The following is a 25,474-nucleotide window of genomic DNA, read 5'->3' on the forward strand; positions in this document are numbered from 1 at the left end:
TTATACCAAAATTGTACCTTTAAGTGCTGTCATCTCCTCATTAAACTCTCCCAGACGTACATGAACCACCTGATTATCCAGCGAGTCATCACTTTCCACCTCTACACGAATATAATTCTCCGTAAATCCATGCATCGGAACACCAGCTTTCGATTTTTCCATCAATACCGGCATTGTCTGCCCGATATGACGTGCATAAAAAGCCTGTGTCTTTTGGTCCGATAGCGCCAACAGACGCTGACTACGCTGATGCTTCTCTTCCGGAGAAACCACATATTCTATTTTTAAGGCTTGCGTTCCGGGACGCTCGGAATAGCTAAACACATGCAATTGCGTCACATCCAATCCGTCAATAAACTGATAAGCCTGTTCAAAGTATTCGGGTGTTTCTCCACGGGTACCCACAATCACATCCACTCCGATAAAAGCATCCGGCATCACCTCTTTTATCTTCTTCACTTTCGAAGCAAAAAGAGCAGTGTCGTAACGACGGCGCATTAACTGCAAAACTTCATCGCAACCGGATTGCAAAGGGATATGAAAATGAGGCATAAAACTGCGGGAGTGAGACACAAACTCGATAGTCTCATCAGTCAACAGATTGGGTTCTATGGAAGAAATACGATAACGTTCGATTCCATCTACCTGATCCAGCGCCTTTACCAGATCAAAGAAACTCTCTCCTGTTGTTTTACCAAAATCTCCGATATTCACTCCGGTCAGAACGATTTCTTTTCCACCTTCAGCAGCTGCCTGCCGCGCCTGCTCAACCATGGAAGCAATAGTCCCGTTACGACTTCGCCCGCGGGCAAAAGGAATCGTGCAATATGAACAGAAGTAATCGCATCCATCCTGCACCTTTAAGAAGAAACGGGTACGGTCTCCCCTTGAACACGAGGGAGAAAACGAACGGATATCTTTGGTTGGAGTAGTGATAGCCTCTCCTTTTTCATGCTTTTGGAGGTCGCCCAGATATTGAAGTAACTCTCCCTTCTGTTCCGCTCCCAACACTACATCTACTCCATCTATCTTTGCCACATCGCCGGGCTTCAATTGCGCATAACATCCGGTCACTACCACAAAAGCACCGGGATGCTGCTTTACCAGGCGATGGATGGCTTGCCGGCATTTTTTATCCGCCATCTCCGTCACCGAACAGGTATTTACCACACAGATATCTGCTTTCTCCCCTTTGCGCACAGTCCGGACGCCTGCCTCACGCAGAATTTTACCGATAGTTGAAGTCTCTGAAAAATTTAATTTGCAGCCCAAAGTATAATAAACGGCTGTCTTATTTTGAAATACAGTGGTATCTATCATAAGCTGTTATAAACACATTAGCGATGCAAAGTTACACATTATTATCAGTAAAACACTTTAGGATACGAAAGTTTATTCCTATTTTTGCACAGTTCACTAAAAAACGTGCAATGATTAAAGAGAATTTCATTAAACTATACGAAAATAGTTTTCGTGAGAATTGGGATCTGCCTTGTTATACTGATTATGGAGAAGAGACCCAATACACATACGGTGAGGTGGCTGAAAAAATCGCCCGTTTACATCTGTTATTCAAACATTGTAGCCTTCGCAGAGGAGATAAGATTTCAGTTATCGGCAAAAATAATGCTCATTGGTGCATCGCCTATATGGCAACGATCACATACGGAGCAATCATTGTCCCTATCCTTCAAGATTTTACGCCTAATGACGTTCATCATATCGTCAATCATTCCGAATCTGTATTCCTATTCACCAGCGACAGCATTTGGGAGAATCTGGAAGAGGAAAAATTAACGGGACTACGGGGAGTATTCTCATTGATGGATTTCCGGTGTCTTTATCAACGCGACGGAGAAACGATACAAAAGTTTCTGAAAAATACCGATAAAGAGATGCATTCTCTCTATCCGCAAGGATTTACCCGTGAAGATGTTCAGTACACCACTTTATCCAATGACAAAGTGATGCTGTTAAATTACACTTCCGGAACCACCGGTTTCAGTAAGGGTGTGATGCTGACAGGAAATAATCTTGCCGGTAATGTCACTTTCGGTATTCGTACCGAACTCCTTAAAAAAGGGGATAAAGTGCTTTCTTTCCTTCCCCTCGCCCACGCATACGGTTGCGCATTCGACTTTCTGACAGCAACCGCTGTCGGCACCCATGTCACTTTGCTTGGAAAAACGCCTTCTCCCAAAATTATAATGAAGGCTTTTGAGGAAGTGAAACCTAACCTTATTATTACTGTCCCGCTAGTGATTGAAAAGATATATAAGAATATTATCCATCCACTCATTAATAAAAAAGGTATGAAGTGGGCACTCAATATCCCTCTGCTCGACACCCAAATCTACAATCAGATACGTAAAAGACTGATTGATGCATTGGGAGGACGGTTTAAAGAAATCATTATCGGTGGCGCCGCTATGGATAAAGAAGTAGAAGAATTCTTCTACAAAATCAAATTTCCTTTTACCATCGGTTATGGAATGACAGAATGTGGTCCGCTTATCAGCTACGCTCCTTGGGATGAATTTGTACTAGGTTCTTCCGGAAAGATTTTGGATATAATGGAAGCGCGTATCTATAAAGAAACCCCGGAAGCAGAAACCGGAGAAATCCAGGTTCGGGGAGAAAATGTGATGGTTGGCTACTACAAGAACCAGGAAGCAACGCAGGAAGTATTCACGCAGGACGGCTGGTTACGTACGGGTGACCTTGGTTCTATGGACAGCAACGGAAATATTTTCATCCGGGGACGACTCAAGACTATGATCTTAAGTTCCAGCGGACAGAACATCTTCCCCGAAGAGTTGGAAACTAAACTGAATAACCTGCCTTTCATTCTTGAAAGTCTTGTTATCGAACGCAATAAAAAATTAGTGGCACTTGTTTATGCCGATTACGAAGCGTTGGATTCTCTCGGATTAAACAATCCGGATAACCTGAAAACAATCATGGATGAAAATCTTAAGAATCTGAACAGCAACGTAGCCGCTTATGAGAAAATCAGCAAGATCCAACTCTATCCTACGGAATTTGAAAAAACGCCCAAAAGAAGCATAAAAAGATACTTATATAACAGTATTGCTGTCGATTAGCATGTTCTAAAACATATAAAAAGGGGAGAAAAGGAGCTAGTTACCAAAAAAATTATAAAAAAAGTTGGCATTTCGAGAACAACATATTGAAAAAGTGCATACCTTTGCATCGTTTTAATAAAGCAATTGATTGTATTACGTTTTTAAAAAGCAAAGAAAATGAAAAAATTAGTTTTGATGGCCGTAGCTATCGTAGCAGTATCATTCGCATCATGTGGTAACAAAGCAGCTGACGCAGCAAAAGCAACTCAGGATTCTATCCGTATCGCTGACTCAATCGCAGCAGTAGAAGCAGCAGCTCTTGAAGCTGAACAAGCAGCAGCCGCAGCAGCAGCAGATTCTTTGAATGCTGATAGCACTGCAACTGAAACTGTAGCTGAATAATTCAGAAACAGCTTAGAGAGAATTGAAAGTCTGCCATGCGAAAGCATGCACAGACTTTTTTTTATGCCTTTATATTAGTAAGCTACACGTTATTTAGCGTATGAGCTTTTCACAAAAGGAGCGTTCAACAAATAATCCAGACTTACTTCTACACTTTCCTCTACCGGAATGCTATACCTTTCGATTTCAGCAACAAGATAATTAACACCTGCAGTTTTTGCATTCTTAAAGATAGCATCAAAACCTACCATTCCACTTTGTCCAATCTCTCTGTGATCTTTCAAATGAAATACTTTGAAACGACCGGGATATTTATTAAAATAATCGACAGGACTGTTTTGTCCGCGAACTACCCAATAAAGGTCCATCTGGAAGAAAACATATTCCGGATTCGTATTTTCCAACATATAATCATACATCACTTTATCTTCTACTTTCTGAAATTCATGAGCGTGATTATGATATCCGAACGACAAACCTTGTTGTTTGCAACGCTTGCCTATCTCATTATAATATGCACAATACGTTTCTAAATCCTTGAGCGTCTTAGGTACATCCATCCACGGAGCTACAATATATTTCATACCGGCAGCTTTGTGATCGGCAATACATTGATCCCACCATTCAAGTGACTTCGAATAGTCGCCGGAAGCCAACTCTTCTTTAGACAATTGTTTTGTACAGTGTGAAGACAAAACCTTTAATCCTGCCGATTCGACATCTTTCTTAAATTGTTGGGGAGTACGGTCATAAAATTTACCGTTGTTATAATTGGCTGCTTCAACACCGGTATATCCCATGTTTGCCAATTTCTTCAGAAGAGCAGTATAAGTGGGGTCGCACTTACCGTTTTTGTTGTCTACCTTGTTTAATATATCTCTGACAGAATAGAGCTGAATCGCTACCTCTTTTTTAGCTTTTTTCTTGGTTTGTGCCGTTACTGCCAATGGAATCATGAAAAGAGCAGCCAATGCACAGATATAAATTCTAGTTTTCATATAATAGATATTAGTGGGTTACAATTATTCAGGTTTATATAGAAAAAATAGGCACGGATTACGCAGACTTCACGGTTGTTCTATGACAATCGCCATTCAAAAAAAACGTGAAATACGTGTAACCCGTGCCTTTTTATTGCTATTCGATTAGTCCAAAATCTTCACGCGAATGTTACGGAACCAAACATCGTCACCGTGATCTTGCAAACCAATGAAACCTTCGTGATTTTCGCCACCGCAATTATTCAGCAATTCAAATGCCAAAGGCCATTTTTCTTCGCTAAACTTACTTGCTTGCAACATATCAGTCCATTGTTTTGTCCACAAATGATATTCAACTACGTTTTCATCATTTTGTCCGTGAACAACTGTACCTTTATAAACCATAATCTTAGCCTTGTTCCATTCGCCAAACGGTTTAGAGTTTTGAGGAACCGCCGGAATCATGTCATACAAAGAAGCTGACTGACGATTGTTGTCTTTACCCAATTTAGCATCCGGATGATTGGCATTGTCCAACACCTGATATTCGGGCGCGGAAATGTAAATAGGCTCAAGCACATCATTACCGTCTTTATCTTTCGATACAACTTCCTGAGCTAAATAGAAAATACCGGAGTTACCACCTTTAGAAACTTTCCATTCCATCTCCAGTTCGAAGTTTTTAAACTTGTGAGCAAAAATCAGGTCACCACCATCACCGTCTTGAGCTTCACCGCCACCAGAACCGTTAAATTTGATGCAACCGTCTTCAATAGTCCATTTAGAAGGAATACGGTCTTTTCCATAACCACGCCATCCGTTAAATGTTTCACCATCAAAAATAGTGATATAGCCATCTTTATCAACAGTCAGATTCAAGCTATCTGTTTCTGGTGCTTTCAATGATTTAGAGTAAGACAACGCAACTTTTTGCTCTTCCGGAGCATTTGCTTTCTTCTGAGCGCCGCAAGAAGCAAAAACACCTGCAGCAAGACAACAACAAGCTAATGGATAAAATACTTTTTTCATGATATCAACTATTTATTTTTTTAATCTTTAATTTACTTTTATCTTGGCATATCAGGCAGTCTCCAGCCTTCACGATAATTATGTTTCACTAATTCAGCCGCAAACTGTTGTGCATTGATCGGATCTGTCCATGTCTTATCAAATGTAGGATGACCATTATGAATCTTGAAACCGTCTTTGATAACGGTACGGATGGTTTCGTTATCACCGATATTTGTAAAGCGCATGTTAGCTCCATCCCATTCAAGAGTCTTATTCAGCGCCTGCAAACGGATAGCCAATACACCCATTGCCACCATTTCATTCATTGGTCCAGCTTCTGAGAAGTCAGATTTAGTCATGATACGATTAGATTTATCTTCTTTACATGCACGTACCCAATCCATTTCGTGACCACCATTCATTGCTTTAGGAACACGGCGACAAACCTTCGGTGCATTTGGCTTACGACCTGAAAGCAACCAAGGATTCTGTCCATAACATCCGCAAATCAATGTATCTTTCGTTCCGTGGAAAATAGTCAAACCACCACCGCTCTGCATCAGTTGTTTACCTTCAGGGAATCCTTTCGGACGCTCAGGCATCATACCGCCATCATACCAATGTATTTCCACTTCAGGCATAGCTACTTTCGGCATATTTTCACGAGCAGGGAAAATCATTTTCACGTGTTGTGCCTGTGGAGCACAAGCATTCAACAATAATGTCGATGAACCTTCCACTTTGGTAGGATACTGCAATTTCAATGCTTTAAACGGCTGATGCAAAATATGACAAGCCATATCACCCAATGCACCTGTTCCGTAATCCCACCATCCACGCCAGTTCCAAGGATGGTAAATAGCATTATAAGGATTCATTTTAGCAGGACCTGTGAATAAATCCCAGTTCAACGTGCTAGGAATTTTATCAGCCTTTTCCGGAACATTCAATCCTTGAGGCCAAATAGGACGGTCTGTTGCACATTCAACTTTCGTCACATCACCGATTTCTCCATTCCAAATCCATTCACATACTAAATCCGTACCTTCATCCGATGCACCCTGATTACCCATTTGAGTAACCACACCCGTTGATGCAGCCAGTTTGGTCAACAAACGAGATTCATACACTGAATGTGTTAATGGCTTCTGGCAATATACATGTTTTCCCATTGTCATTGCGTCAGCAGTGATGATAGCATGAGTATGGTCGGCAGTTGCGATAATTACACCGTCGATAGATTTACCCATTTCATCATACATCTTACGATAGTCCCAGTACTTTTTAGCCTTGGGAAATTCGTCGAACACGCCTTTTGCGTACTTCCAATCCACATCACAAAGAGCCACAATATTTTCAGTGCCCTTCACGTGATTAATGTTGGCATGTCCCATACCACCAATACCCACAGCTGCAAGATTCAGTTTATCAGTAGGCGAAATATGCCCGTGACTCATACCTAAAATAGTACTAGGAGCAATAGTTATACCTGCTAAAGCAGCGGCTCCTGTTTTGAGAAATTTTCTCCTCGAAATGTTTGACATGATTTTATTTATTTAAGAGTTAATAATCTTTGGAAGGTTGCCGTGCAACAATCCATATCCATTTTTCATATTTCTTCTTCGCTCGCGTATTTGCTCCAAAGTGCTTAAATTACCAATAGCAGGCAAATCGTGTTTGCGAGTATCTTCCAAGAATGTCCACGCATATTCGGATGCAATAGCCGAATCACGCATTAACGGTAAGCGTGAACTACGTTTTCCGGTTTCTATCGAATCTGCAAACAGGTCACACAACACGTCTATATTCTTGCCACCGAAAGGTTTCTCTACACGAATGGTCTGGTTAACACCGTGCAGGTCGACAACAGCAGTATTGAAGTCATGCGTCATACGCACAATTCCTTTCGTACCTATAATATCTATATACGAATTATGTGTCTGGTCTTTAGATAATTGCCCATAAACAAATCCCTGAGTAATATCAAAAACGACCCCATTTTGAAAAGTTCCGTGACATTGCACCCACCAAGGATCTTTGTAGTTCCACATATTCACTCCCTGAGCATTCCATGTTCTATAGTCACATTCTGCATACCAACGGGTAATATCTACATAATGCATTCCGCAATCATGAAAAGCAGGTCCTTCATATTCATGCCCTTCACCTGGTGCCAAGCCGGGAGTCATGTGACAAATACGAATAATAGCCAACTCTCCGATTTCTCCTTGCTGGATATATTTCTTCATTAAATTATGATACCAGGAATTCCGCAAATACAAGTTCACCGTAGAAATGAGATTTGTGTTTTCTGTCATTTCTACAACTTTCCACTCATTTTCCATTGTATCTGCAACTGGTTTTTCTGCAATAATATGTTTGCCGTAACGAATAGCTTTTTCTATTTGTTCCAACCGTGAGTCAGCCAAAGTGAAAAGCCCGACTACCTGCACACTTTCATCCTCAAAAATCTTTTGATTATCTTCTAATATAATAGAGTTAGGAGAAAGCTTCTTGGCTAACTGACGTGATTCAGGATTAGTATCACAAATATAAGCAATATTCCACCGATCACTTTTAGTCATCGCTTCCCAGTAGAATCTTCCCATCCTACCAAAACCGATAATTCCAACTTTAATTCTCGTGTCTACTGAAGATTGCGTGTTCATAATTAAACATAGTGAATTTAAGTACAAATAATAGATAAAATATCAACTCCTAACTATCAAACTGATGAGCTAAAAACTGATATTGCAAATTTAGTCAAATAAATAACGGCTTATTTGACTTACACTACTTTATGTAGATATAAAATTAGCACTTTATACTATTAATCAAGCACTTACTTAATTCAATACATCAAAAAAATGTAGATGATTTGGAAAGTATTATAATGTTAAAATGATAATTATGTCTCTTGAGTTGAACTAATTTTCATAACTTCATTCTCAAATTCATCCCTGTCGACAGCTGCCTTATTTCTCATCTTCGTGCGATAATTATAAACCGTACTTGTAGAACAACGGAGGAAGTTCGCTATTTTCCCACTATCCGTAATACCCAAACGCAATAAAGCATAAATACGAAGTTCTCTGTTCAATAAAGCATCCGGTTTTAAAATTATTTGCTCTTCATCTTTCAACAAAGCATTAAAATCTGAAACAAAAGTAGGATACAGCCCCAAGAAAACTTTATCAAAACGAGTGTATAAAGCACTAAGTTCATCGTCGATAAGCTCAGATGATTTTAGCTTCTTAATCAGCTCATCATAGTATTTATTTATAGCTACTTTATACAACATATTTTGATATTTCTCCATTTTATGGATATAACTAAAGCATACATCAAAAAATTCGGCTATATAATGTTCCTTTATACTACTAATTTCATACAACTGATTATTTGTATCATTCAGCTGACTGTTCATACTATTCAGTTTATTGTTCAATCGCAAAAGTTCCTCATTACTCTGCGCCAATGCCTGTTTTATTTTCAACGTCTTCTTCATCTGAATATAGATAAAAAGCACCAACAGGACTAAGAGAAAAAGGATAATACTTGTAGAAATAAGGAAAGTAGTCAGATGCGAGCGCGATCTGGTCTGTTCCGCCTGATAAGCAGTATTAATAATAGAATTGAATTTATAAATTTCGATGGCCCGAAAATGAATACCGGAAGATATAACGTCATCGATAGCAGACTGTGTAAATTTAAATGCATCAGCCAAATTCTGTTCATCATAAGCTATCAATGCAAGAGATTGCAGGGAGGCATTATCCCGCGTAGCATTCCGGGTATCGGCTATTGCTGACAACATCAAATATTTTTTTTCCTCATCATACTTTTTTTGATGGTGACATAACCTGGAATATGAATGAGTTATCATGGCATAATTAGGTGTCCCCACTTCTTCAATCTCTAGTAGTTCTTTAAAAATTTCTTTCGATTTCAATGTATCACGCCAAATATAATAAGAAGCCTGGGACATTCGATAATCCCAAGAAGTGTGGTCAATGAGGGCAAACAACGAATCCTGACAAGCAGCCTGATGCTTGCCATACAGATTATTGGCAACAGAAATCGAATAGTGCCCCCAAAAACTGGAATAAGTTTGATAGTAGTTTATTAATAAATCCTTGGGAAGTTCTGAAGTCTTTATACTTTTCAAGATGATCTCTGCTTCGCGAAACCTGCCACACATCGAATATAAAAGGCTAAGATATAAAGACGACTGGTTAGTGAAATAAGGTCTATTCAACTGGCGGGAAATCTCAATATTGCGATCGACATAATGGATGGCTGAATCAATATGAAACTTTTTATATTCATTATACAACCGTAGATTGATTCTATATTCTCCTTCAAGAGTCAAACCGGGACTTCTCAACATACATTTTATCCGGTTTATCCGATCTTCTTTCTCTTTAATAAAGACGTGTTTTTCATCTATCACTCTACGCAAAGAATCAGTCAATAACTTCAACTCATTATTCGCATAAATAACACTGCCAATTCCCAAAGCAATCAGCAGAAGCAAAAACCTCTTCTCTAGAAAACAACAGTCGAATTTCATAATAGTAATAGCAAAGATAACAAAAAAAAGCGATTTATTCGTTCAGAACAAATCGCTTTTCATATATGAAGTAAATTTGCTCTTATTCAGCAACTACCTCGAAAGGAATTTCTACCGAAACTTCCTTGTGAAGCTTAACGATAGCCTTGTAGCTACCAACTTCTTTCACAGCGTCTTTTACAACGATGATCTTTCTGTCAACTTCATGACCCAGTTTAGACAATGCTTCAGCAATCTGGATGTTACCAACAGAACCGAAGATAGTACCGGTTGAGCTAACTTTAGTTGCGATAGTCAAAGAAACGCCTTCCAACTTAGCAGCCATAGCTTCAGCATCTTTCTTGATTTTCTCAAGTTTGTGAGCGCGCTGTTTCAGTTCTTCAGCCAACATTTTCTTTGCAGAAGGAGAAGCGATGATAGCTTTTCCAGTCGGGATCAGATAATTACGACCGTATCCGGATTTCACGTTTACGATATCGTTCTTATAACCCAAGTTTACTACGTCTTCTTTCAATATAATTTCCATACTTTTCCTCCTTCTTATTTCATCATGTCAGTTACATAAGGCAGCAATGCCAAGTGACGAGCTCTCTTCACAGCCTGCGCGATACGACGTTGGAACTTCAAAGAAGTACCTGTAATACGACGCGGAAGGATTTTTCCTTGTTCATTCAAGAATTTCTTCAAGAATTCAGGATCTTTGTAGTCGATATACTTAATACCACTCTTTTTGAAACGGCAGTACTTTTTCTTCTTAACGTCTACTGACGGCGGAGTTAAATATCTGATTTCTGATTGAACTTGTTGTGCCATGATTAATCCTCCTTTTTGTTTGATTTAACACTTCTTCTTTTTGCAGCGTATTCAGCAGCATACTTATCCATCTTGAAAGTCAAGAAACGGATTACGCGTTCATCACGACGGAAATTAATTTCCAGCTTGTCAATTACAGTAGGATCTGCATTGAACTCAATCAGTTGATAAAAACCTGTAGACTTTTTCTGAATTGGGTAAGCCAATTTCTTCAGTCCCCAGTTTTCTTCATTAATAATCTCAGCACCTTCAGCTTGAAGAACGCCTTTGAATTTTTCTACCGCTTCCTTCATCTGAACATCAGATAAAACGGGAGTTAAAATGAAAACGGTTTCGTATTGATTCATACTTCGTTTAATTAAATAAATTATTTGATTTTAAATGCGAGTGCAAAGTTAGACATTTTATTTTGAACTACAAATATTTAATCTTTTTTTGTATCCGAAGATAGGATTTATCCAGGAAGAGACTTACCTTTGCAAAGTTGTCTAAACAATAATTTCATGATAGAGCAATTTAATTTCGACATTCGACTTATATTCGCCATATTGAATGGCAAAGTTTCTGCGGCAATCAACCGGAAACTGTACCGTAACTTCCGTCAGAACGGTTTAGAAATTAGCCCTGAACAATGGACGGTACTCATTTTCCTGTGGGAGAAAGACGGTGTGACGCAACAAGAGTTGTGTAATGCAACTTTTAAAGATAAGCCCAGCATGACCCGCTTGATAGATAATATGGAACGGCAACATCTTGTTGTGCGCATTTCCGATAAAAAAGACCGCCGCACCAACCTGATCCATCTGACCAAAGACGGGAAAGAACTGGAAGAAAAAGCGCGTATTATTGCGGGCCAGACTCTGAAAGAGGCTCTTCACGGTATCACTCTCGACGAATTAAGCATTGGACAGGAGGTACTCAAAAAGGTGTTCTACAATACAAAAGATTAGATAGAAGAACTTCTCTCCAAATCATAAAATCCACTAAATCGTGCATTTATAATGGAATTTTTATCCAAATAATTTCGCCCGTTAAAGAATTATGCTTTAATTTGTGACTGGAATATTATAATCTATTAAAATACACACACATGAAAGGTTTATTAAAGAACTTAGGATTGATATTAATCTTGGTCGGAGTAGTGATCCTGCTGGCTTGTTCCTTTACAGGAAATGTAAACAACAACGCCATCCTGGGTACTTCAGTAGTACTTGTAGTACTGGGACTCATTTCTTATATTGTTATTAATAAGAAGATCGCTGATTAATTTCGCAGAATCAATAAAAAATCCCGGAAACGAATGTTCCCGGGATTTTTTATTTGGAGTTATCTCAAACGCAATCATTAAGATTCAACTTCCGGAGTAATCAGCTTATAACCTTTTCCGTGAATATTGATAATTTCGATTGAATCATCTTCTTTCAAATGCTTACGCAATTTTGTGATATACACATCCATGCTACGGGCATTGAAATAGTTATCATCAATCCAGATTGTTTTCAGAGCAAAGTCACGTTGCAAAATCTCATTGGCATGTGCGCAAAGCAATCCGAGTAGCTCAGACTCTTTGGTAGTCAGCTTAGTTTGTTTGCCTTCTGACGACAGAATTTGTTTCTGTGTGTCAAAAGTAAACTTACCAATCTTATAGATATTGCTTTCTTTGTTCTTCTTTCCACGAACACGTCTCAAGATTGCTTCAATTCTGAATGTCAATTCTTCCATACTAAACGGTTTGGTGATATAATCATCCGCACCGATTTTAAAGCCTTCCAAGATATCTTCTTTCAGCGTTTTAGCCGTCAGGAAGATAATAGGAATTTCAGCATTTGCTGCACGGACATCCTGTGCCAGTGTGAAGCCGTCTTTTTTAGGCATCATCACGTCAAACACGCACAAGTCATATTTATTCTTCAAGAAAGCCTTATAACCGGCTTCTCCATCAGGATATAACTCAGCAGAATAACCTTTTGCCTGTAGATATTCTCTTAAAAGCATGCCAAGATTTTCGTCATCCTCGCATAATAAAATACGCAGTTTCTCGTCCATATCAATTATTTTTTAATAAAGGTAATGCAATAATAAATTTAGTTCCCACGTTCAGGTCGCTTTCCGCCCGGATGGTCCCCTTATGATCCAATATAATTTTTCTCACATAAGCCAATCCCAGTCCAAAGCCCTTCACATCGTGCAGATTACCCGTATGTACACGATAGAACTTTTCAAATATCTTTTTCAGGTTCTCTTTTTTGATACCGATACCATTATCCTGTATCGAAATCATCAGTTTACCCGACTCATTCCACGTTCTCACTTTCAGTTCCAGATCCTCTTCCGGTTTCTTATATTTCACCGCGTTATCCATCAGATTAAAGATTACATTCGTGATATGCATCTCATCTGCAAATATAACAGGATCGGTAGCCTCAAGGTTCGATGTTATCTTACCATTATATCGTTCCACTTTCAGCGCAAAGGTATTGATAACTCCTGATATTAATTCATTCGCATCAATCTCCTTCATCTTCAAAGTTGCCTTCTGACGTTCGAACATCGACATCTGGAGCACTTTTTCCACCTGGAAACGCAAGCGCTTGGTTTCATCATTAATCACTCCCGATATATGCTGAAACATCTGTGGAGATTTTCCCACCGCCGGATCTTTCAACATCTGGGCTGCTAATGAAATGGTAGATATCGGTGTTTTAAATTCGTGCGTCATATTATTGATAAAGTCATTCTTCATCTCCGTCAGTTTCTTTTGCCGGAATACGATATAAATCGTAAAGATGAATGTCACTAACAATACCAGTGTAAATATCAGCGACGGAATCATGAAACTGATGGAGTCAAATATATAATCTTTCTTCCCCGGAAAGTGTACTTTCAAGATACTCATTTTTGCAGGCGGATCATTCTTAAACAATGCCTGCTGATAAGCGTCTTCACTCCCCTTTGCCTCATAATCCGCACAACGGTAGACTTCCCTTCCGTCTTTATCAATCACCGTAAAGTGATAAGGCAAATCTATACTATTATTATATAAACTCGATTTCAGATAGTCATCCAGTTCTTTAAACCGTACTCTGTCTCCAATCGACTTGTCACTTCCCCGATAAATCATCTGCCAGGCCACTTCATCGAGTAATGCCCGCTGATACATATACCGATTCTTGATGGCTTCCACCAATGAACGCGAAGTTTCCGGAATAGTCTTTGTCCCCCTGTAAGGAGAAATCATAGCCTTCGGAAGCTCGGAGGGCTTAGTGGTCATCACTTTCAGCTCAAAATCCGAATATACTTTTCCATCCTTAGACTTCACCGTAAACCGCTGCGTCTGCTGAATCAAGTTGTCTTGTTGTATGGAAGCATTATTCGCAATCAGTGCTTTTCTTTCCGCTTCTGAAATATCTTCGATCAACCAACGTCTGGTCTCTGCATATTCCACATCCTTGGAAACCTGATCCAAGCTATTGCGTACAGCCGAATCAAACTGTTCCTTCCGGGTTTTCATCATTTCCTCTATATAACTTACCTGCAAATACAGCAAGCTAAGGAAGGAAAGCCCCATTACAATACCTAATATCCAAATTGTTGACTTCTTCATAGCAACAAAATTAACACTCCCTAATTAACACTCCTAATGCATTAACTTGATTTAACCGGAACTTCCCGGAAATTAACCGTAAGGAGCTATTTAGGTTGTATTCTGATTACTACAACAATAAAACCCCTCCTTTGGTTTGCAAATTTAATAAAAAATTAAATTTTCACCTTGTGTTTTTCCATCTTTATTAATCATAGTTAAACAAAAACTGCCCCCTTTTACTTAAAAAAGACGGCAGTTTTAACGTTTTAGTTGATTCTTTATGCCTAACAGATAATAAATACCGAATATTATAGTGAATATTCAATCAATTATCACCTATCATTTATACTTATTCTTCAGTTTGTTTAGCTTCAAAGTCCTTCATTAACTTATCTTGAACGTCCGTCGGCACAAGCTCATAACTAGAGAATTTCATAATGAACGAAGCACGTCCGCCTGTGAGAGAGCTAAGCGCCGTAGAATAAGACGACATTTCTTTCAAAGGTACTTTCGCAACCAGTTTCTCAAAACCTTTCTCGCTACTCATCCCCATAATCATGGCACGACGTCCCTGAAGATCTCCCATCACATCTCCCATCCTATCAGACGGAACGAACACTTCCACATCATAAATCGGTTCCAGAATTTTCGGACCGGCGTTTTTGAAGGCTTCACTAAAGGCATTACGTCCGGCAAGCATAAAGGAGATTTCATTCGAATCTACCGGGTGCATCTTACCATCGTAAACAATAACGCGCACGTCACGAGCATACGACCCCGTCAACGGTCCTTGCTCCATACGAGACATAATACCTTTCATAATAGCAGGCAAGAAGCGGGCATCGATAGAGCCACCAACGATACTGTTAACAAACACCAGTTTACCACCCCATTCCAATGGTATCTCTTCCGTACCTCTCACGGTAATCTTAAATTCCTGTCCATTGAACTTATACGTTTCAGGTATAGGCATACCTTCTTTATAAGGTTCTACGATCAGGTGAACTTCACCAAACTGACCGGCACCACCAGACTGTTTCTTATGCCGATAGTCGGCACGGGCAGCTTTGGTAATCGTTTCACGATACGGAATCTTCGGCTCTTCATATTTTACTTGAAGTTTTTCGTTGTTTTCCAAACGCCATTTCAATGTACGAAGATGGAATTCTCCCTGACCGTGTACCAAAGTCTGTTTCAGTTCTTTTGATTGCTCGATCACCCAGGTAGGATCTTCTTCACGCATACGATTCAAGATACTCATCATCTTTTCCACATCCGATTCATTCACCGGCTTAATGGCACGGGTATATTTAGAGTTTGGATATTTGATAAAATTGAATTTGTAGTCGCAATCCTTACCATTCAGCGTATTACCGGTTTTCACGTCTTTCAGTTTCACGGCAGCACCGATATCACCGGCCTGCAATTCTTCCACTTTGACACGATTACCACCGGCTACCACATAGATTTGCGCGATACGTTCCTTCGAACCACGGTTGGCATTCAGCAAATCGTCCCCCTCATGAACTTTACCGCTCATTACTTTAAAATAGGAAACTTCACCGATATGCGGCTCCACACTTGTCTTGAAGAAATAAAGAGATTCCGGTCCATTGGAGTCCGGAGCCACTTCTTTACCTTCCGTATTCTGTACCTTCGGCATTTCAGATACAAAAGGAACAACGTTGCCCAAGAATTCCATCAAGCGGCGAACCCCCATATCTTTACCTCCGCAGACGCAGAATACAGGGAACATACCTCTGGCGATCAATCCCTTACGGATACCTTCACGCATTTCGTCTTCTGAGAGGGAATCTTGCTCGAAGAATTTCTCCATCAGATTTTCATCATTCTCGGCAGCAGCTTCTACCAATGCTTTGTGCATTTCCATAGCCTTATCCATTTCTTCTGCCGGAATATCTTCGATTGTCGGAGCCCCTCCTTCGGGTTTCCACGAGTATTTCTTCATCAACAATACATCGATCAGCGCATTAAAGCCCGGACCGGTAGTTATCGGATATTGAATGGGAACAATCTTAGAGCCGTATGCCTCTTTCAGCTGTTCGAGGATATTATCATAGTCGCATTTTTCATTATCAAGCTGGTTGACTAGAAAAATAACAGGTTTATTCAGCTTTTCTGTATAACGGAAGTGATTTTGTGTACCGACTTCGACGCCGTATTGGCCATTGAGAAGGATGATTGCTGTGTCGGTCACATTTAGTGCAGTCACTGTACTGCCTACGAAGTCGTCCGAGCCCGGACAGTCAATAATATTAAGTTTTTTATTATTCCATTCTACATGGAGAACGGTGGAGAAAACGGAGTAACCATACTCTTGTTCAACAGGGAAATAATCGCTCACGGTATTTTTGGCGGCAACAGTTCCGCGACGTTTTATAACTCCACTCTCGAAAAGCATCGCTTCCACGAGAGTGGTTTTCCCAGCGCCAGAACTACCTAACAAGGCTATGTTCTTGATTTCATTTGTCTGATATACTTTCATAATATATAAGATTTTAGTAATTACTCAGTATGTTTCTCACATACCATTTATTTAGTGGTCCGCAAATTAGGGATTAATTTTGGGAAAGGCAACACTTACGGCAGTGTTACTAAACAATGTTATGTAACACCCCTTTATCGTGAACCTTTGTTTCAAGACATATCTCTTCTTATAAAGTTGAAAATAGCAAAGACATCTTGCACCTTGCACTTTTATCCCTTAACCATCTGTTATATAATAAATTGCAGAGTGTAAAATAGGGTGACAGATGTGTGTAAGATACTTTTATCTTGCACACATCTATTGTCCGGTGATTACTTGCCGGTTAATTTGCCGGATAGCAGTAGTTTCATTCTGTTTCAATTGCTTGAAACAAAGTGTTCATAGGCTTGAAACAATGTGTTCAACTGCTTGGAACAATGTGTTACAATGTAATGAAACACATTGTTTGCCTACATTCATTTCACTCATAACCGTATAAAAACAAAGTTATTCGACAAACAGTCTTTTGATATATCGGATAATAATCTTACTTTTACACCCGCAAAATCCCAAACCGACATCATTATGGCAGGTATTTATCTCCACATCCCTTTCTGCAAGACCCGTTGCATCTATTGTGATTTTTATTCGACCACACGAAGCGAACTGAAAGCGCGCTACATACAGGCTCTCTGCCAGGAGTTGGAGATGCGGAAAGCGTATTTGAAAGGAGAACGCATTGAAACCGTTTACTTCGGCGGCGGCACCCCCTCGCAACTGGAGGAAGAGGATTTCAAACAAATATTCGGCACTCTGCAAGCGTGTTACGGGATGGAACACTGTTACGAAATTACCTTAGAAGCCAACCCCGACGACTTATCGGTCCCATACATGCAAATGCTGTCTACCCTCCCCTTCAACCGCATCAGCATGGGTATACAGACTTTCGACGATGCCACACTCACATTGCTGAAACGACGTCACAACGCCCGCACCGCCATCGAAGCCGTAAGCAGATGCCGGCAAGCCGGATTTGACAACATCAGCATCGACCTTATATATGGACTTCCGGGTGAAACGAAGGAGCGATGGGAGAACGACCTCCGACAAGCCATCGACCTACAGGTAGAGCACATCTCCGCCTATCACCTGATTTACGAAGAAGACACACCTATATATAGTATGTTGAAGCAGCACCAAGTGTGCGAAGTAGACGAGGAGTCCAGCCTGGAGTTTTTCACGTTACTAATAGAACAGCTGCAAAAAGCCGGATTCGAACAGTATGAAATATCCAACTTCTGTCGCCCCGGAAAGCACTCGCGACACAACACCTCCTATTGGAAAGGAATCCCCTATTTGGGCTGCGGAGCCTCAGCACACTCCTTCGACGGAACAACACGGGAATGGAACGTCTCCTCCATCGACCTATATATAATAGGTATAGAAGAAAACCGCCGCGCCTTCGAGATAGAACATCTCGACCCGACCACCCGCTACAATGAATTTATCATCACCACCATGCGCACCGCTTGGGGGACTCCTCTGGAACAACTGAAAAAAACATTCGGCAAGGAGCGATGGGAATATTGCCTGAACATGGCAGCACCTTACCTGCAAAGCGGAAAACTGGAAGAACGCAACGGTGCTCTGTGCCTGACGCGCGAAGGGATTTTCGTTTCCGACAGCATAATGAGTGATTTACTTTGGGTAGACTAACCAAACAAACTAAAAGCCGATGACCGAATCAGAAGTAAGAAAGTTATTGCGGCAAATGAAGGAGCTGGATTCGCAAACAGCTTTCCGTGACTTTTACAACATGACTTACGACCGCCTTTTCCGCATTGCCTACTACTACGTGAAACAGGAAGAATGGTCACAGGAAATCGTTCTCGATGTATTCCTGAAACTATGGAAGCAACGCAACAATTTGCTCGATGTGAGAAACATTGAAGATTATTGTTTCATTCTCGTCAAAAATGCTTCGCTCAATTATCTGGAAAAAGAATCAAGACATACGCTTATTCATCCCGATTCTCTGCCGGAGCCACAGGAACAGAGCTATTCACCGGAAGAATCACTCATTAGTGAAGAATTATTTGCTCTTTACGTAAAGGCACTCGACCGGCTTCCGGAGCGTTGCAGGGAAGTATTCATCCGCATCCGTGAAGAAAAACAGAGTTACGCACAAGTAGCAGAAGAATTAGGCATCAGCATGAATACAGTAGACGCACAACTTCAGAAAGCAATCACACGACTCAAAGAAATGATTAGCCGGGCAGAAATATATTAACAATTATTTAGAAAAAGAGCGTAGGGAGTTTCTGTCACCCTCCGGTCTTTATCAACAAATAAGTCAATCAATCACTAAAAAAGACAGAAAATGAAAAAGCTAAATGACGCAAACATGGGAATCTTTGTCCTTCTTTCAGTTTGTCTGTGCCTGTTCTCATGCAACAATGACAACAACAATTTGCCCAAAGACTATGTAGGATTCGAACATTCGAAGGAAACAGTAGAATGTGAAGGAAACAAATCTGAGTGTGAATTGGAAATTAAAATTGTGGCGATGGAAAAAGCGAAAGAAGACCGGACGGTAGTACTTGCCGCACCTCCTCCGTTAATAGGACAAGCAGCAGTCATACAACTGACGGAAAAGAAAGTAATCATCAAAGCGGGCAAGAAGTCGGCTACGACTATCATTAAAATCTATCCCAAACAGATGGTATTGAATAAACAGAATGTTACTTTATCCTGCACTCCCCAATGGAAAGAAGGAGGAATCAGCAAACTGACCATTCTGTTGAAACGAAAATAACAGATCAAAAGTAATACAGAAAGAACTATGAAATTTACCGATACGGAATTAGAAGAAATACTGAACAAACTCGTCGCTTCCACGCGTTCACCGCGAGGGCGGTTTTCAGCAACAGACAGTTACCCGAAACTAGAAAAAAGACTGAAGTCGCATACCCGGCATCTGACTTTGATACGCACCTTCTCGGCAGCAGCGGCAGTTGCTCTACTTTGCCTATCGGTATGGACAGCTTATTTATATATGCAACCTGCTGCAATACAAACGGTTTCCACTCTGGCAGAGACACGTACAGTCCGTCTTCCTGATGGTAGTTCCGTCATGCTCAACCATTATTCTTCGCTTTCTTATCCGGAAAAGTTCAAATCGGACAAGCGGGAAGTGGAGCTAAATGGGGAGGCTTATTTTGAAATAAGCAAGGACAAGAAACATCCGTTTATCGTGCAGACTGAAACGATGGACATTCAGGTGTTGGGAACTCACTTCAACGTAGATGCCTATCAAAACAATCCGGATGTAAAGACAACGTTATTGTCCGGCTCGGTAGCAGTCAGCAATAAAAGCAAGTCAGTTCGTGTGATTTTGAAACCGAATGAGATTGCTATATATAATAAGGTGGAAGAAAAACTCACCCGCAAGGTTTTAGAAAACGTAGAAGATGAAATTTCCTGGCGGCAGGGAGAGTTTATATTCGACGACCTACCTTTACAGGAGATTGCCCGCGAACTGTCCAACTCATTCGGAGCGACGATCCATATAGCCGATACGACTTTACAAAATTACCGGATCACAGCACGATTCCGCGATGGAGAAGATCTGGCAACCATTTTATCTGTATTACACAACGCCGGTTATTTCAACTACTCACAAAACAATAAACAGATTATTATCACTGCTAAACCAGACTAAGATGAATATTATATTCCAAGATCGCTTCCCTATCAGAGCCATTGTTCTGATAGGGGTGGCGCTCCTTATCACCACGCAAATATATGCACAAAATGCAGAAGCCCGGCTTTCGCTGACACTACGAAACGCCACATTGAAAGAATTCGTCAAACGGATTGAGAATTCAACCGGATATTCTTTTATCTACAGTGAGGAAATTACCATCAAACATAAAATCAATTTGCAGGTAAAGGATAAGCCTTTGCGTGAGATACTTGACCTTGCGTTCAAAAATGAGCAGATCAGTTATCAGTTCACCGGCCGCCATATCCTACTGCAAAAGAAAAAAGAATCAAAAACCGTAGGCCGCAAGTTCACTATCAGCGGATATGTCACGGATGGAACGTCTTCCGAGACGTTGATTGGAACCAATATCATTGAGAGTCATCAAAATCAAGGAACAACCACCAATCCTTACGGTTTTTACAGCATCACCCTGCCCGAAGGAGAAACCGAACTGCGTTTCTCCTATCTAGACTATGCCACAGAAGCGCATCGTTTTACGCTCTCACAAGATACATTGCTGAATATCCGTATGCAGGGAAACACGCAGTTGCAGGAGGTAGTGATCGTTTCCGATAAAACTGAAACGGGCACCATAGCTACCCAGATGGGCTCTATCGAAATTCCGATGACACAGATTAAAAATACGCCGAGCATACTGGGAGAAGCAGATGTCATGAAAGCCATCCAGCTGATGCCTGGCGTACAGGCAGGAGTAGACGGTTCAGCCGGACTGTATATACGCGGCGGCAGTCCGGACCAGAATCTTATTCTACTGGATGGAACTCCTGTATACAACGTAGACCACATGTTCGGATTCTTTTCGGTTTTTACTCCGGAGGCCGTCAAAAAGGTAACACTATTCAAAAGCTCCTTTCCGGCACGTTTCGGCGGACGTCTTTCTTCCGTCATTGATGTCCGCACCAATGACGGAGACATGCAGAAATACCACGGTACACTTAGTATCGGATTACTAACCAGCAAAATCAATCTGGAAGGCCCGATTGTAAAAGGAAAAACCTCTTTCAACATTTCCGCCAGACGTTCGTATGTCGATCTCATCGCCAAGCCATTTATGCCTAATGATGAAGAATATGGTTATTACTTTTATGACATCAATGCCAAAATCAATCATAAATTCTCCGACCGGAGCCGTATCTATCTAAGCGTTTACAATGGAAAAGATCATTTTGCCGCCAATTATGATGGAGATACCGACTCCAAGAATGGAAGCACAATGAATTGGGGAAATACCATTGTTTCCACCAGATGGAACTATATATTCAACAACCGTCTGTTCAGCAACACAACCGTCTCTTACAACAACTATTTATTCGACGTCAACTCATACAACAACAATAAATATGCTAACAGCATGGGAACTTCGATAATCAACCGATATTCAGCCGATTATCGTTCGGGAATCAATGACTGGAGCTATCAGATCGATTTCGATTATAACCCGTCTCCCGCACACCACATTAAATTTGGTACAGGATATATCTATCATCGGTTCCGTCCGGAGGTCATGACATCCAAAATCTCCGAAAAAACAGGAGACAAAGTAGATCGCGACACCACTTACCACAGCATCGCCAACAGCCGGATTTACGGACATGAGCTATCGGCTTACCTGGAAGACAACATCAAGGTGAATGACCGTCTGCGTCTGAATCTCGGATTACACTTCTCCTTGTTTCAGGTACAGAAGCAGAGTTATTCTTCTTTGCAGCCACGAGTTTCCGCCCGTTATCAACTAGGAAAAGACGTAACTCTGAAAGCCTCTTATACACAAATGAGCCAATACGTACATCTGTTATCATCCATGCCAATCGCAATGCCTACGGACTTATGGGTTCCCGTGACTAAAAAAATCAAACCGATGCGCTCCCACCAATATTCATTGGGCGGATACTATACGGGAATCAAAGGATGGGAATTCTCGGTAGAAGGATATTATAAGGATATGTATAATGTGCTGGAATATAAGGAAGGCGTCAGTTTCTTCGGTTCTTCCTCTGGTTGGGAAAACAAAGTGGAAATGGGCAAAGGGCGTTCGGCCGGCATTGAGTTTATGGCACAGAAAACATTTGGAAAAACGACAGGATGGTTGTCTTACACCCTATCCAAAAGCGATCGTCAGTTTGCTAAAGGCGGCATCAACAATGGTGAACGATTCCCATACAAATACGACCGTCGCCATAATATCAACTTGACAATCAACCATAAATTCAGCGAACGTATCGACATCGGTGCTTCCTGGGTGTTCTATACAGGAGGAACAAGCACGATTCCCGAAGAAAAGACCGCTGTCATCCGTCCCAATGATGGTACGAATAATGGGTCTTGGGGAGGGTATGGACATGAAGGTGTTTTCGACTCTGCCATGACTTCACCTACCATTGGAGAAGCTTCTTATGTGGAACATCGTAATAATTACCGATTACCCTCCAGTCATCGGCTAAATGTAGGGATCAACTTCAATAAAAGGACTAAACATGGTATGCGTACCTGGAATATCAGTCTGTATAATGCATATAATGCTATGAATCCTACCTTTATATATCGCAGCACTAGCAAAAACGCTCCCTACAAACCGGTTATCAAAAAGTATACTATACTTCCATTAATTCCATCATTCACTTACACTTATAAATTCTAACCCCATTATGAGAACTCGTATATGTTATCTATTTATCCTGTTAATAGCATTGCTGACAACAGTATCCTGCGAAAACGAACTCCCGTTTAGTGTAAAGGACAATCCTCCCAAACTAGTGATGAACGCACTAATCAACGCAGATAGTCTGACCAATGTTCTTTACCTCAATTTCACGGGAAGAGGATACGCCACTCATGTAGAAAATGCCATGGTGGAAGTACGTGTTAACGGACAGTTATCAGAAAGTTTACGTCCGCTCCCACCCCAAACGGAAGGAGATATGCAATGCCGTTTCCATATTTCCAGCAAATTTACTCCCGGAGATGTAGTTCGTATCGACGCCCTCACAGACGACGGACAATATCACGCATGGGCTGAAGTGACTGTGCCACAGCGTCCACATGAAATAGCCGATATCGATACGGTCACCATTCCAATGACAAAGTATTATTATACGCAGAATTTTCTCCGATACAAAATCAATATCAAAGACCGATCCAACGAAGATAATTACTACCGGCTTATCATGGATAAGCAAATGACAGTGAAAGACTATAATGAAGAAACAGGAGAATTTGTCAGCCGGACAATACATCGCTATCATTTTATATCCCGCGAGGATATTGTGCTGACAGACGGGCAGCCCACCAACAGCGATGACGAAGATAACGGCATGTTCGACACCGTAAAGAATATATATGGTGTATTCGACGACTCACGATTCAAAAATACATCTTACACAATGACGGTTTATAACCAGACAGATATTGACGGATTTCCTGAATACGGCACCAATGTAAAGATGGATATTATTGTACGTCTTTTAAGCATCACGGAAACAGAATATTATTATCTGAAAGCACTTAACCTGGTAGATTCCGACGCTTACGATGAAACAATAAATGAACCAATCAAGTACCCCAGCAATGTGCACGGAGGGGTCGGGATTGTCGGGATCAGTACGGAGACAAGTAAGATCATTCATATAGAAAAGCCACAACGATGAAATGAAAACAAATCATATATTATGGATAGGATAGCAGACTGCGATAAACCGTAGTTTTGAAGATTCATCATCTGTCAATGGGCACGAAAGAAATCGTGGAAGAGATTAGCCAAGATTTACATTTAATACTATCTTTGCAGCCAAAAAGCAGGCACTAACTATGTTTATCATTATTGGAATTATGCTGACAGGCATGCTTCTTGGCTACTTGTTACGCAGTAAAAGACTATCATGGATACACAAGATAATCACTCTCTTTATATGGATTCTCCTCTTTCTTCTCGGAATAGATGTAGGAGGTAATGACTCTATTATCAAAGGATTACACACTCTCGGACTGGAAGCGGTTATCATCACGATAGCTGCTGTCATAGGAAGTATTCTATGTGCATGGGGCTTGTGGTACCTATTATATATAAAGAATAGAGGAAAGGAGACAAAAGCATGAAAGGTAGTTTGATTATTGTCTCTTTCTTCATCATCGGCACTCTCTGTGGAGTTTACCATCTCATTCCATACGACTTCACCGACAGCAAACTTAGTTATTATGCCCTCTGCGGACTCATGTTCTGCGTAGGTATCAGCATCGGTAACGATCCGAACACCCTGAAAAGTTTTCGGTCCCTGAATCCCCGGCTTGTATTCCTACCTATCATGACGATACTCGGCACATTAGCAGGCTGCGCCATAGCGGGAGCTTTTATGAGCCAACGAAGTCCATTAGACTGTATGGCAGTCGGGGCAGGATTTGGTTATTACTCGCTCTCCAGCATATTTATCACCGAATATAAAGGTCCCGAATTGGGAACTATCGCATTACTTTCCAATATCATGCGTGAAATCATCGCTTTGCTGTGTGCACCCTTATTAGTAAAATATTTCGGAAAGCTAGCCCCTATCTCTGTTGGTGGAGCTACGACGATGGATACCACTCTTCCTATCATTACCCGATATTCGGGAAAGGAATTTGTAATCATCTCCATCTTCCATGGCTTTGTTGTCGATTTCAGTGTTCCGTTCCTTGTCACATTCCTTTGCTCAATATCATTTTAATAGTAACAAATCCTAAAAAGTAAAATGATTAATGGTATAAAAAAGGTGGAA

24 protein-coding genes are annotated in these 25,474 nt (G+C 40.7%); 12 read left to right on the plus strand and 12 right to left on the minus strand.

What is annotated here, in order from left to right:
* Nucleotides 1-1,320, minus strand: a complete 1,320-nt coding sequence (mtaB, locus tag A4V03_RS14175; RefSeq protein ID WP_065539377.1) for a tRNA (N(6)-L-threonylcarbamoyladenosine(37)-C(2))-methylthiotransferase MtaB — start codon at nucleotides 1,318-1,320, stop codon at nucleotides 1-3.
* A 110-nt stretch (nucleotides 1,321-1,430) separates the two neighbouring features.
* On the opposite strand from mtaB, the gene A4V03_RS14180 reads away from it, so the two are divergent.
* Both A4V03_RS14180 and A4V03_RS14185 read left to right on the plus strand, forming a co-directional pair.
* Nucleotides 1,431-3,104 carry a long-chain fatty acid--CoA ligase gene (locus A4V03_RS14180; protein WP_065539378.1) on the plus strand — a complete coding sequence of 558 codons (1,674 nt, stop codon included), beginning with the start codon at nucleotides 1,431-1,433 and terminating at the stop codon, nucleotides 3,102-3,104.
* A 159-nt stretch (nucleotides 3,105-3,263) separates the two neighbouring features.
* Nucleotides 3,264-3,488, plus strand: coding sequence for a hypothetical protein (locus A4V03_RS14185; RefSeq protein WP_055235719.1), 225 nt, complete (start codon nucleotides 3,264-3,266; stop codon nucleotides 3,486-3,488).
* Nucleotides 3,489-3,577: 89 nt separating this feature from the next.
* Here A4V03_RS14185 and A4V03_RS14190 read toward each other — a convergent pair whose 3' ends face one another.
* From A4V03_RS14190 to rpsF, 8 genes are all read right to left on the minus strand, one after another.
* Entirely contained in the window at nucleotides 3,578-4,486 is a 909-nt protein-coding gene (locus A4V03_RS14190; RefSeq protein ID WP_065539379.1) for a sugar phosphate isomerase/epimerase family protein, read from the minus strand.
* A gap of 147 nt (nucleotides 4,487-4,633) precedes the next feature.
* Nucleotides 4,634-5,497, minus strand: a complete 864-nt coding sequence (locus A4V03_RS14195; protein ID WP_065539380.1) for a 3-keto-disaccharide hydrolase — start codon at nucleotides 5,495-5,497, stop codon at nucleotides 4,634-4,636.
* A gap of 38 nt (nucleotides 5,498-5,535) precedes the next feature.
* Nucleotides 5,536-7,023 (minus strand): Gfo/Idh/MocA family oxidoreductase, encoded by a 1,488-nt coding sequence (locus A4V03_RS14200; protein ID WP_065539381.1) that lies wholly within the window; start codon nucleotides 7,021-7,023, stop codon nucleotides 5,536-5,538.
* Nucleotides 7,024-7,035: 12 nt separating this feature from the next.
* A complete protein-coding gene (locus A4V03_RS14205; RefSeq protein WP_065539382.1) occupies nucleotides 7,036-8,148 on the minus strand; it encodes a Gfo/Idh/MocA family protein in 1,113 nt (370 codons plus the stop codon).
* Between the two features lie 239 nt (nucleotides 8,149-8,387).
* On the minus strand, nucleotides 8,388-10,052 hold the full coding sequence (locus tag A4V03_RS14210; RefSeq protein WP_065539383.1) for a DUF6377 domain-containing protein: 1,665 nt from the start codon (nucleotides 10,050-10,052) through the stop codon (nucleotides 8,388-8,390).
* Between the two features lie 82 nt (nucleotides 10,053-10,134).
* The gene (gene rplI / locus A4V03_RS14215; protein WP_004307965.1) at nucleotides 10,135-10,578 is read right to left on the minus strand and encodes a 50S ribosomal protein L9; all 444 of its coding nucleotides are present in this window, start codon (nucleotides 10,576-10,578) and stop codon (nucleotides 10,135-10,137) included.
* Between the two features lie 14 nt (nucleotides 10,579-10,592).
* Nucleotides 10,593-10,865: a 30S ribosomal protein S18 gene (gene rpsR, locus A4V03_RS14220; RefSeq protein WP_004307964.1), complete on the minus strand. Its 273-nt coding sequence runs from the start codon at nucleotides 10,863-10,865 to the stop codon at nucleotides 10,593-10,595.
* Nucleotides 10,866-10,867: 2 nt separating this feature from the next.
* On the minus strand, nucleotides 10,868-11,212 hold the full coding sequence (rpsF, locus tag A4V03_RS14225) for a 30S ribosomal protein S6 (protein ID WP_004299329.1): 345 nt from the start codon (nucleotides 11,210-11,212) through the stop codon (nucleotides 10,868-10,870).
* A 156-nt stretch (nucleotides 11,213-11,368) separates the two neighbouring features.
* Here rpsF and A4V03_RS14230 point away from each other — a divergent pair, with 156 nt between their 5' ends.
* Nucleotides 11,369-11,815 (plus strand): MarR family winged helix-turn-helix transcriptional regulator, encoded by a 447-nt coding sequence (locus A4V03_RS14230; protein ID WP_004306609.1) that lies wholly within the window; start codon nucleotides 11,369-11,371, stop codon nucleotides 11,813-11,815.
* A gap of 140 nt (nucleotides 11,816-11,955) precedes the next feature.
* Nucleotides 11,956-12,132: a hypothetical protein gene (locus A4V03_RS21040; RefSeq protein WP_004299327.1), complete on the plus strand. Its 177-nt coding sequence runs from the start codon at nucleotides 11,956-11,958 to the stop codon at nucleotides 12,130-12,132.
* Between the two features lie 77 nt (nucleotides 12,133-12,209).
* On the opposite strand, the gene rprY is transcribed toward A4V03_RS21040, so the two are convergent.
* The 3 genes from rprY to A4V03_RS14245 form a co-directional block, all read right to left on the minus strand.
* Nucleotides 12,210-12,911, minus strand: coding sequence for a response regulator transcription factor RprY (gene rprY / locus A4V03_RS14235; RefSeq protein WP_004299326.1), 702 nt, complete (start codon nucleotides 12,909-12,911; stop codon nucleotides 12,210-12,212).
* A gap of 1 nt (nucleotide 12,912) precedes the next feature.
* Entirely contained in the window at nucleotides 12,913-14,469 is a 1,557-nt protein-coding gene (locus A4V03_RS14240) for a sensor histidine kinase (protein ID WP_008641002.1), read from the minus strand.
* A gap of 331 nt (nucleotides 14,470-14,800) precedes the next feature.
* Nucleotides 14,801-16,957, minus strand: a complete 2,157-nt coding sequence (locus A4V03_RS14245) for an elongation factor G (protein WP_065539384.1) — start codon at nucleotides 16,955-16,957, stop codon at nucleotides 14,801-14,803.
* 567 nt (nucleotides 16,958-17,524) lie between these two features.
* Here A4V03_RS14245 and hemW point away from each other — a divergent pair.
* From hemW to A4V03_RS14285, 8 genes are all read left to right on the plus strand, one after another.
* On the plus strand, nucleotides 17,525-18,655 hold the full coding sequence (hemW, locus tag A4V03_RS14250) for a radical SAM family heme chaperone HemW (protein ID WP_065539385.1): 1,131 nt from the start codon (nucleotides 17,525-17,527) through the stop codon (nucleotides 18,653-18,655).
* Between the two features lie 19 nt (nucleotides 18,656-18,674).
* Entirely contained in the window at nucleotides 18,675-19,229 is a 555-nt protein-coding gene (locus A4V03_RS14255) for an RNA polymerase sigma-70 factor (protein WP_065539386.1), read from the plus strand.
* A gap of 90 nt (nucleotides 19,230-19,319) precedes the next feature.
* The gene (locus A4V03_RS14260) at nucleotides 19,320-19,754 is read left to right on the plus strand and encodes a hypothetical protein (protein WP_065539387.1); all 435 of its coding nucleotides are present in this window, start codon (nucleotides 19,320-19,322) and stop codon (nucleotides 19,752-19,754) included.
* A 27-nt stretch (nucleotides 19,755-19,781) separates the two neighbouring features.
* On the plus strand, nucleotides 19,782-20,660 hold the full coding sequence (locus A4V03_RS14265) for a FecR family protein (protein ID WP_065539388.1): 879 nt from the start codon (nucleotides 19,782-19,784) through the stop codon (nucleotides 20,658-20,660).
* A 1-nt stretch (nucleotide 20,661) separates the two neighbouring features.
* A complete protein-coding gene (locus A4V03_RS14270) occupies nucleotides 20,662-23,364 on the plus strand; it encodes a TonB-dependent receptor (protein WP_065539389.1) in 2,703 nt (900 codons plus the stop codon).
* 7 nt (nucleotides 23,365-23,371) lie between these two features.
* Nucleotides 23,372-24,370, plus strand: coding sequence for a DUF4249 domain-containing protein (locus A4V03_RS14275; protein ID WP_065539390.1), 999 nt, complete (start codon nucleotides 23,372-23,374; stop codon nucleotides 24,368-24,370).
* Nucleotides 24,371-24,530: 160 nt separating this feature from the next.
* The gene (locus tag A4V03_RS14280) at nucleotides 24,531-24,818 is read left to right on the plus strand and encodes a LysO family transporter (protein ID WP_065539391.1); all 288 of its coding nucleotides are present in this window, start codon (nucleotides 24,531-24,533) and stop codon (nucleotides 24,816-24,818) included.
* Entirely contained in the window at nucleotides 24,815-25,423 is a 609-nt protein-coding gene (locus A4V03_RS14285) for a LysO family transporter (protein ID WP_004307956.1), read from the plus strand. The genes A4V03_RS14280 and A4V03_RS14285 overlap by 4 nt, the downstream gene beginning before the upstream one ends.
* Nucleotides 25,424-25,474 lie beyond the last annotated feature (51 nt).

Origin of the sequence: Bacteroides caecimuris (assembly GCF_001688725.2) — a bacterium.
In the GTDB taxonomy this organism is placed as follows: Bacteria; Bacteroidota; Bacteroidia; order Bacteroidales; family Bacteroidaceae; genus Bacteroides; species Bacteroides caecimuris.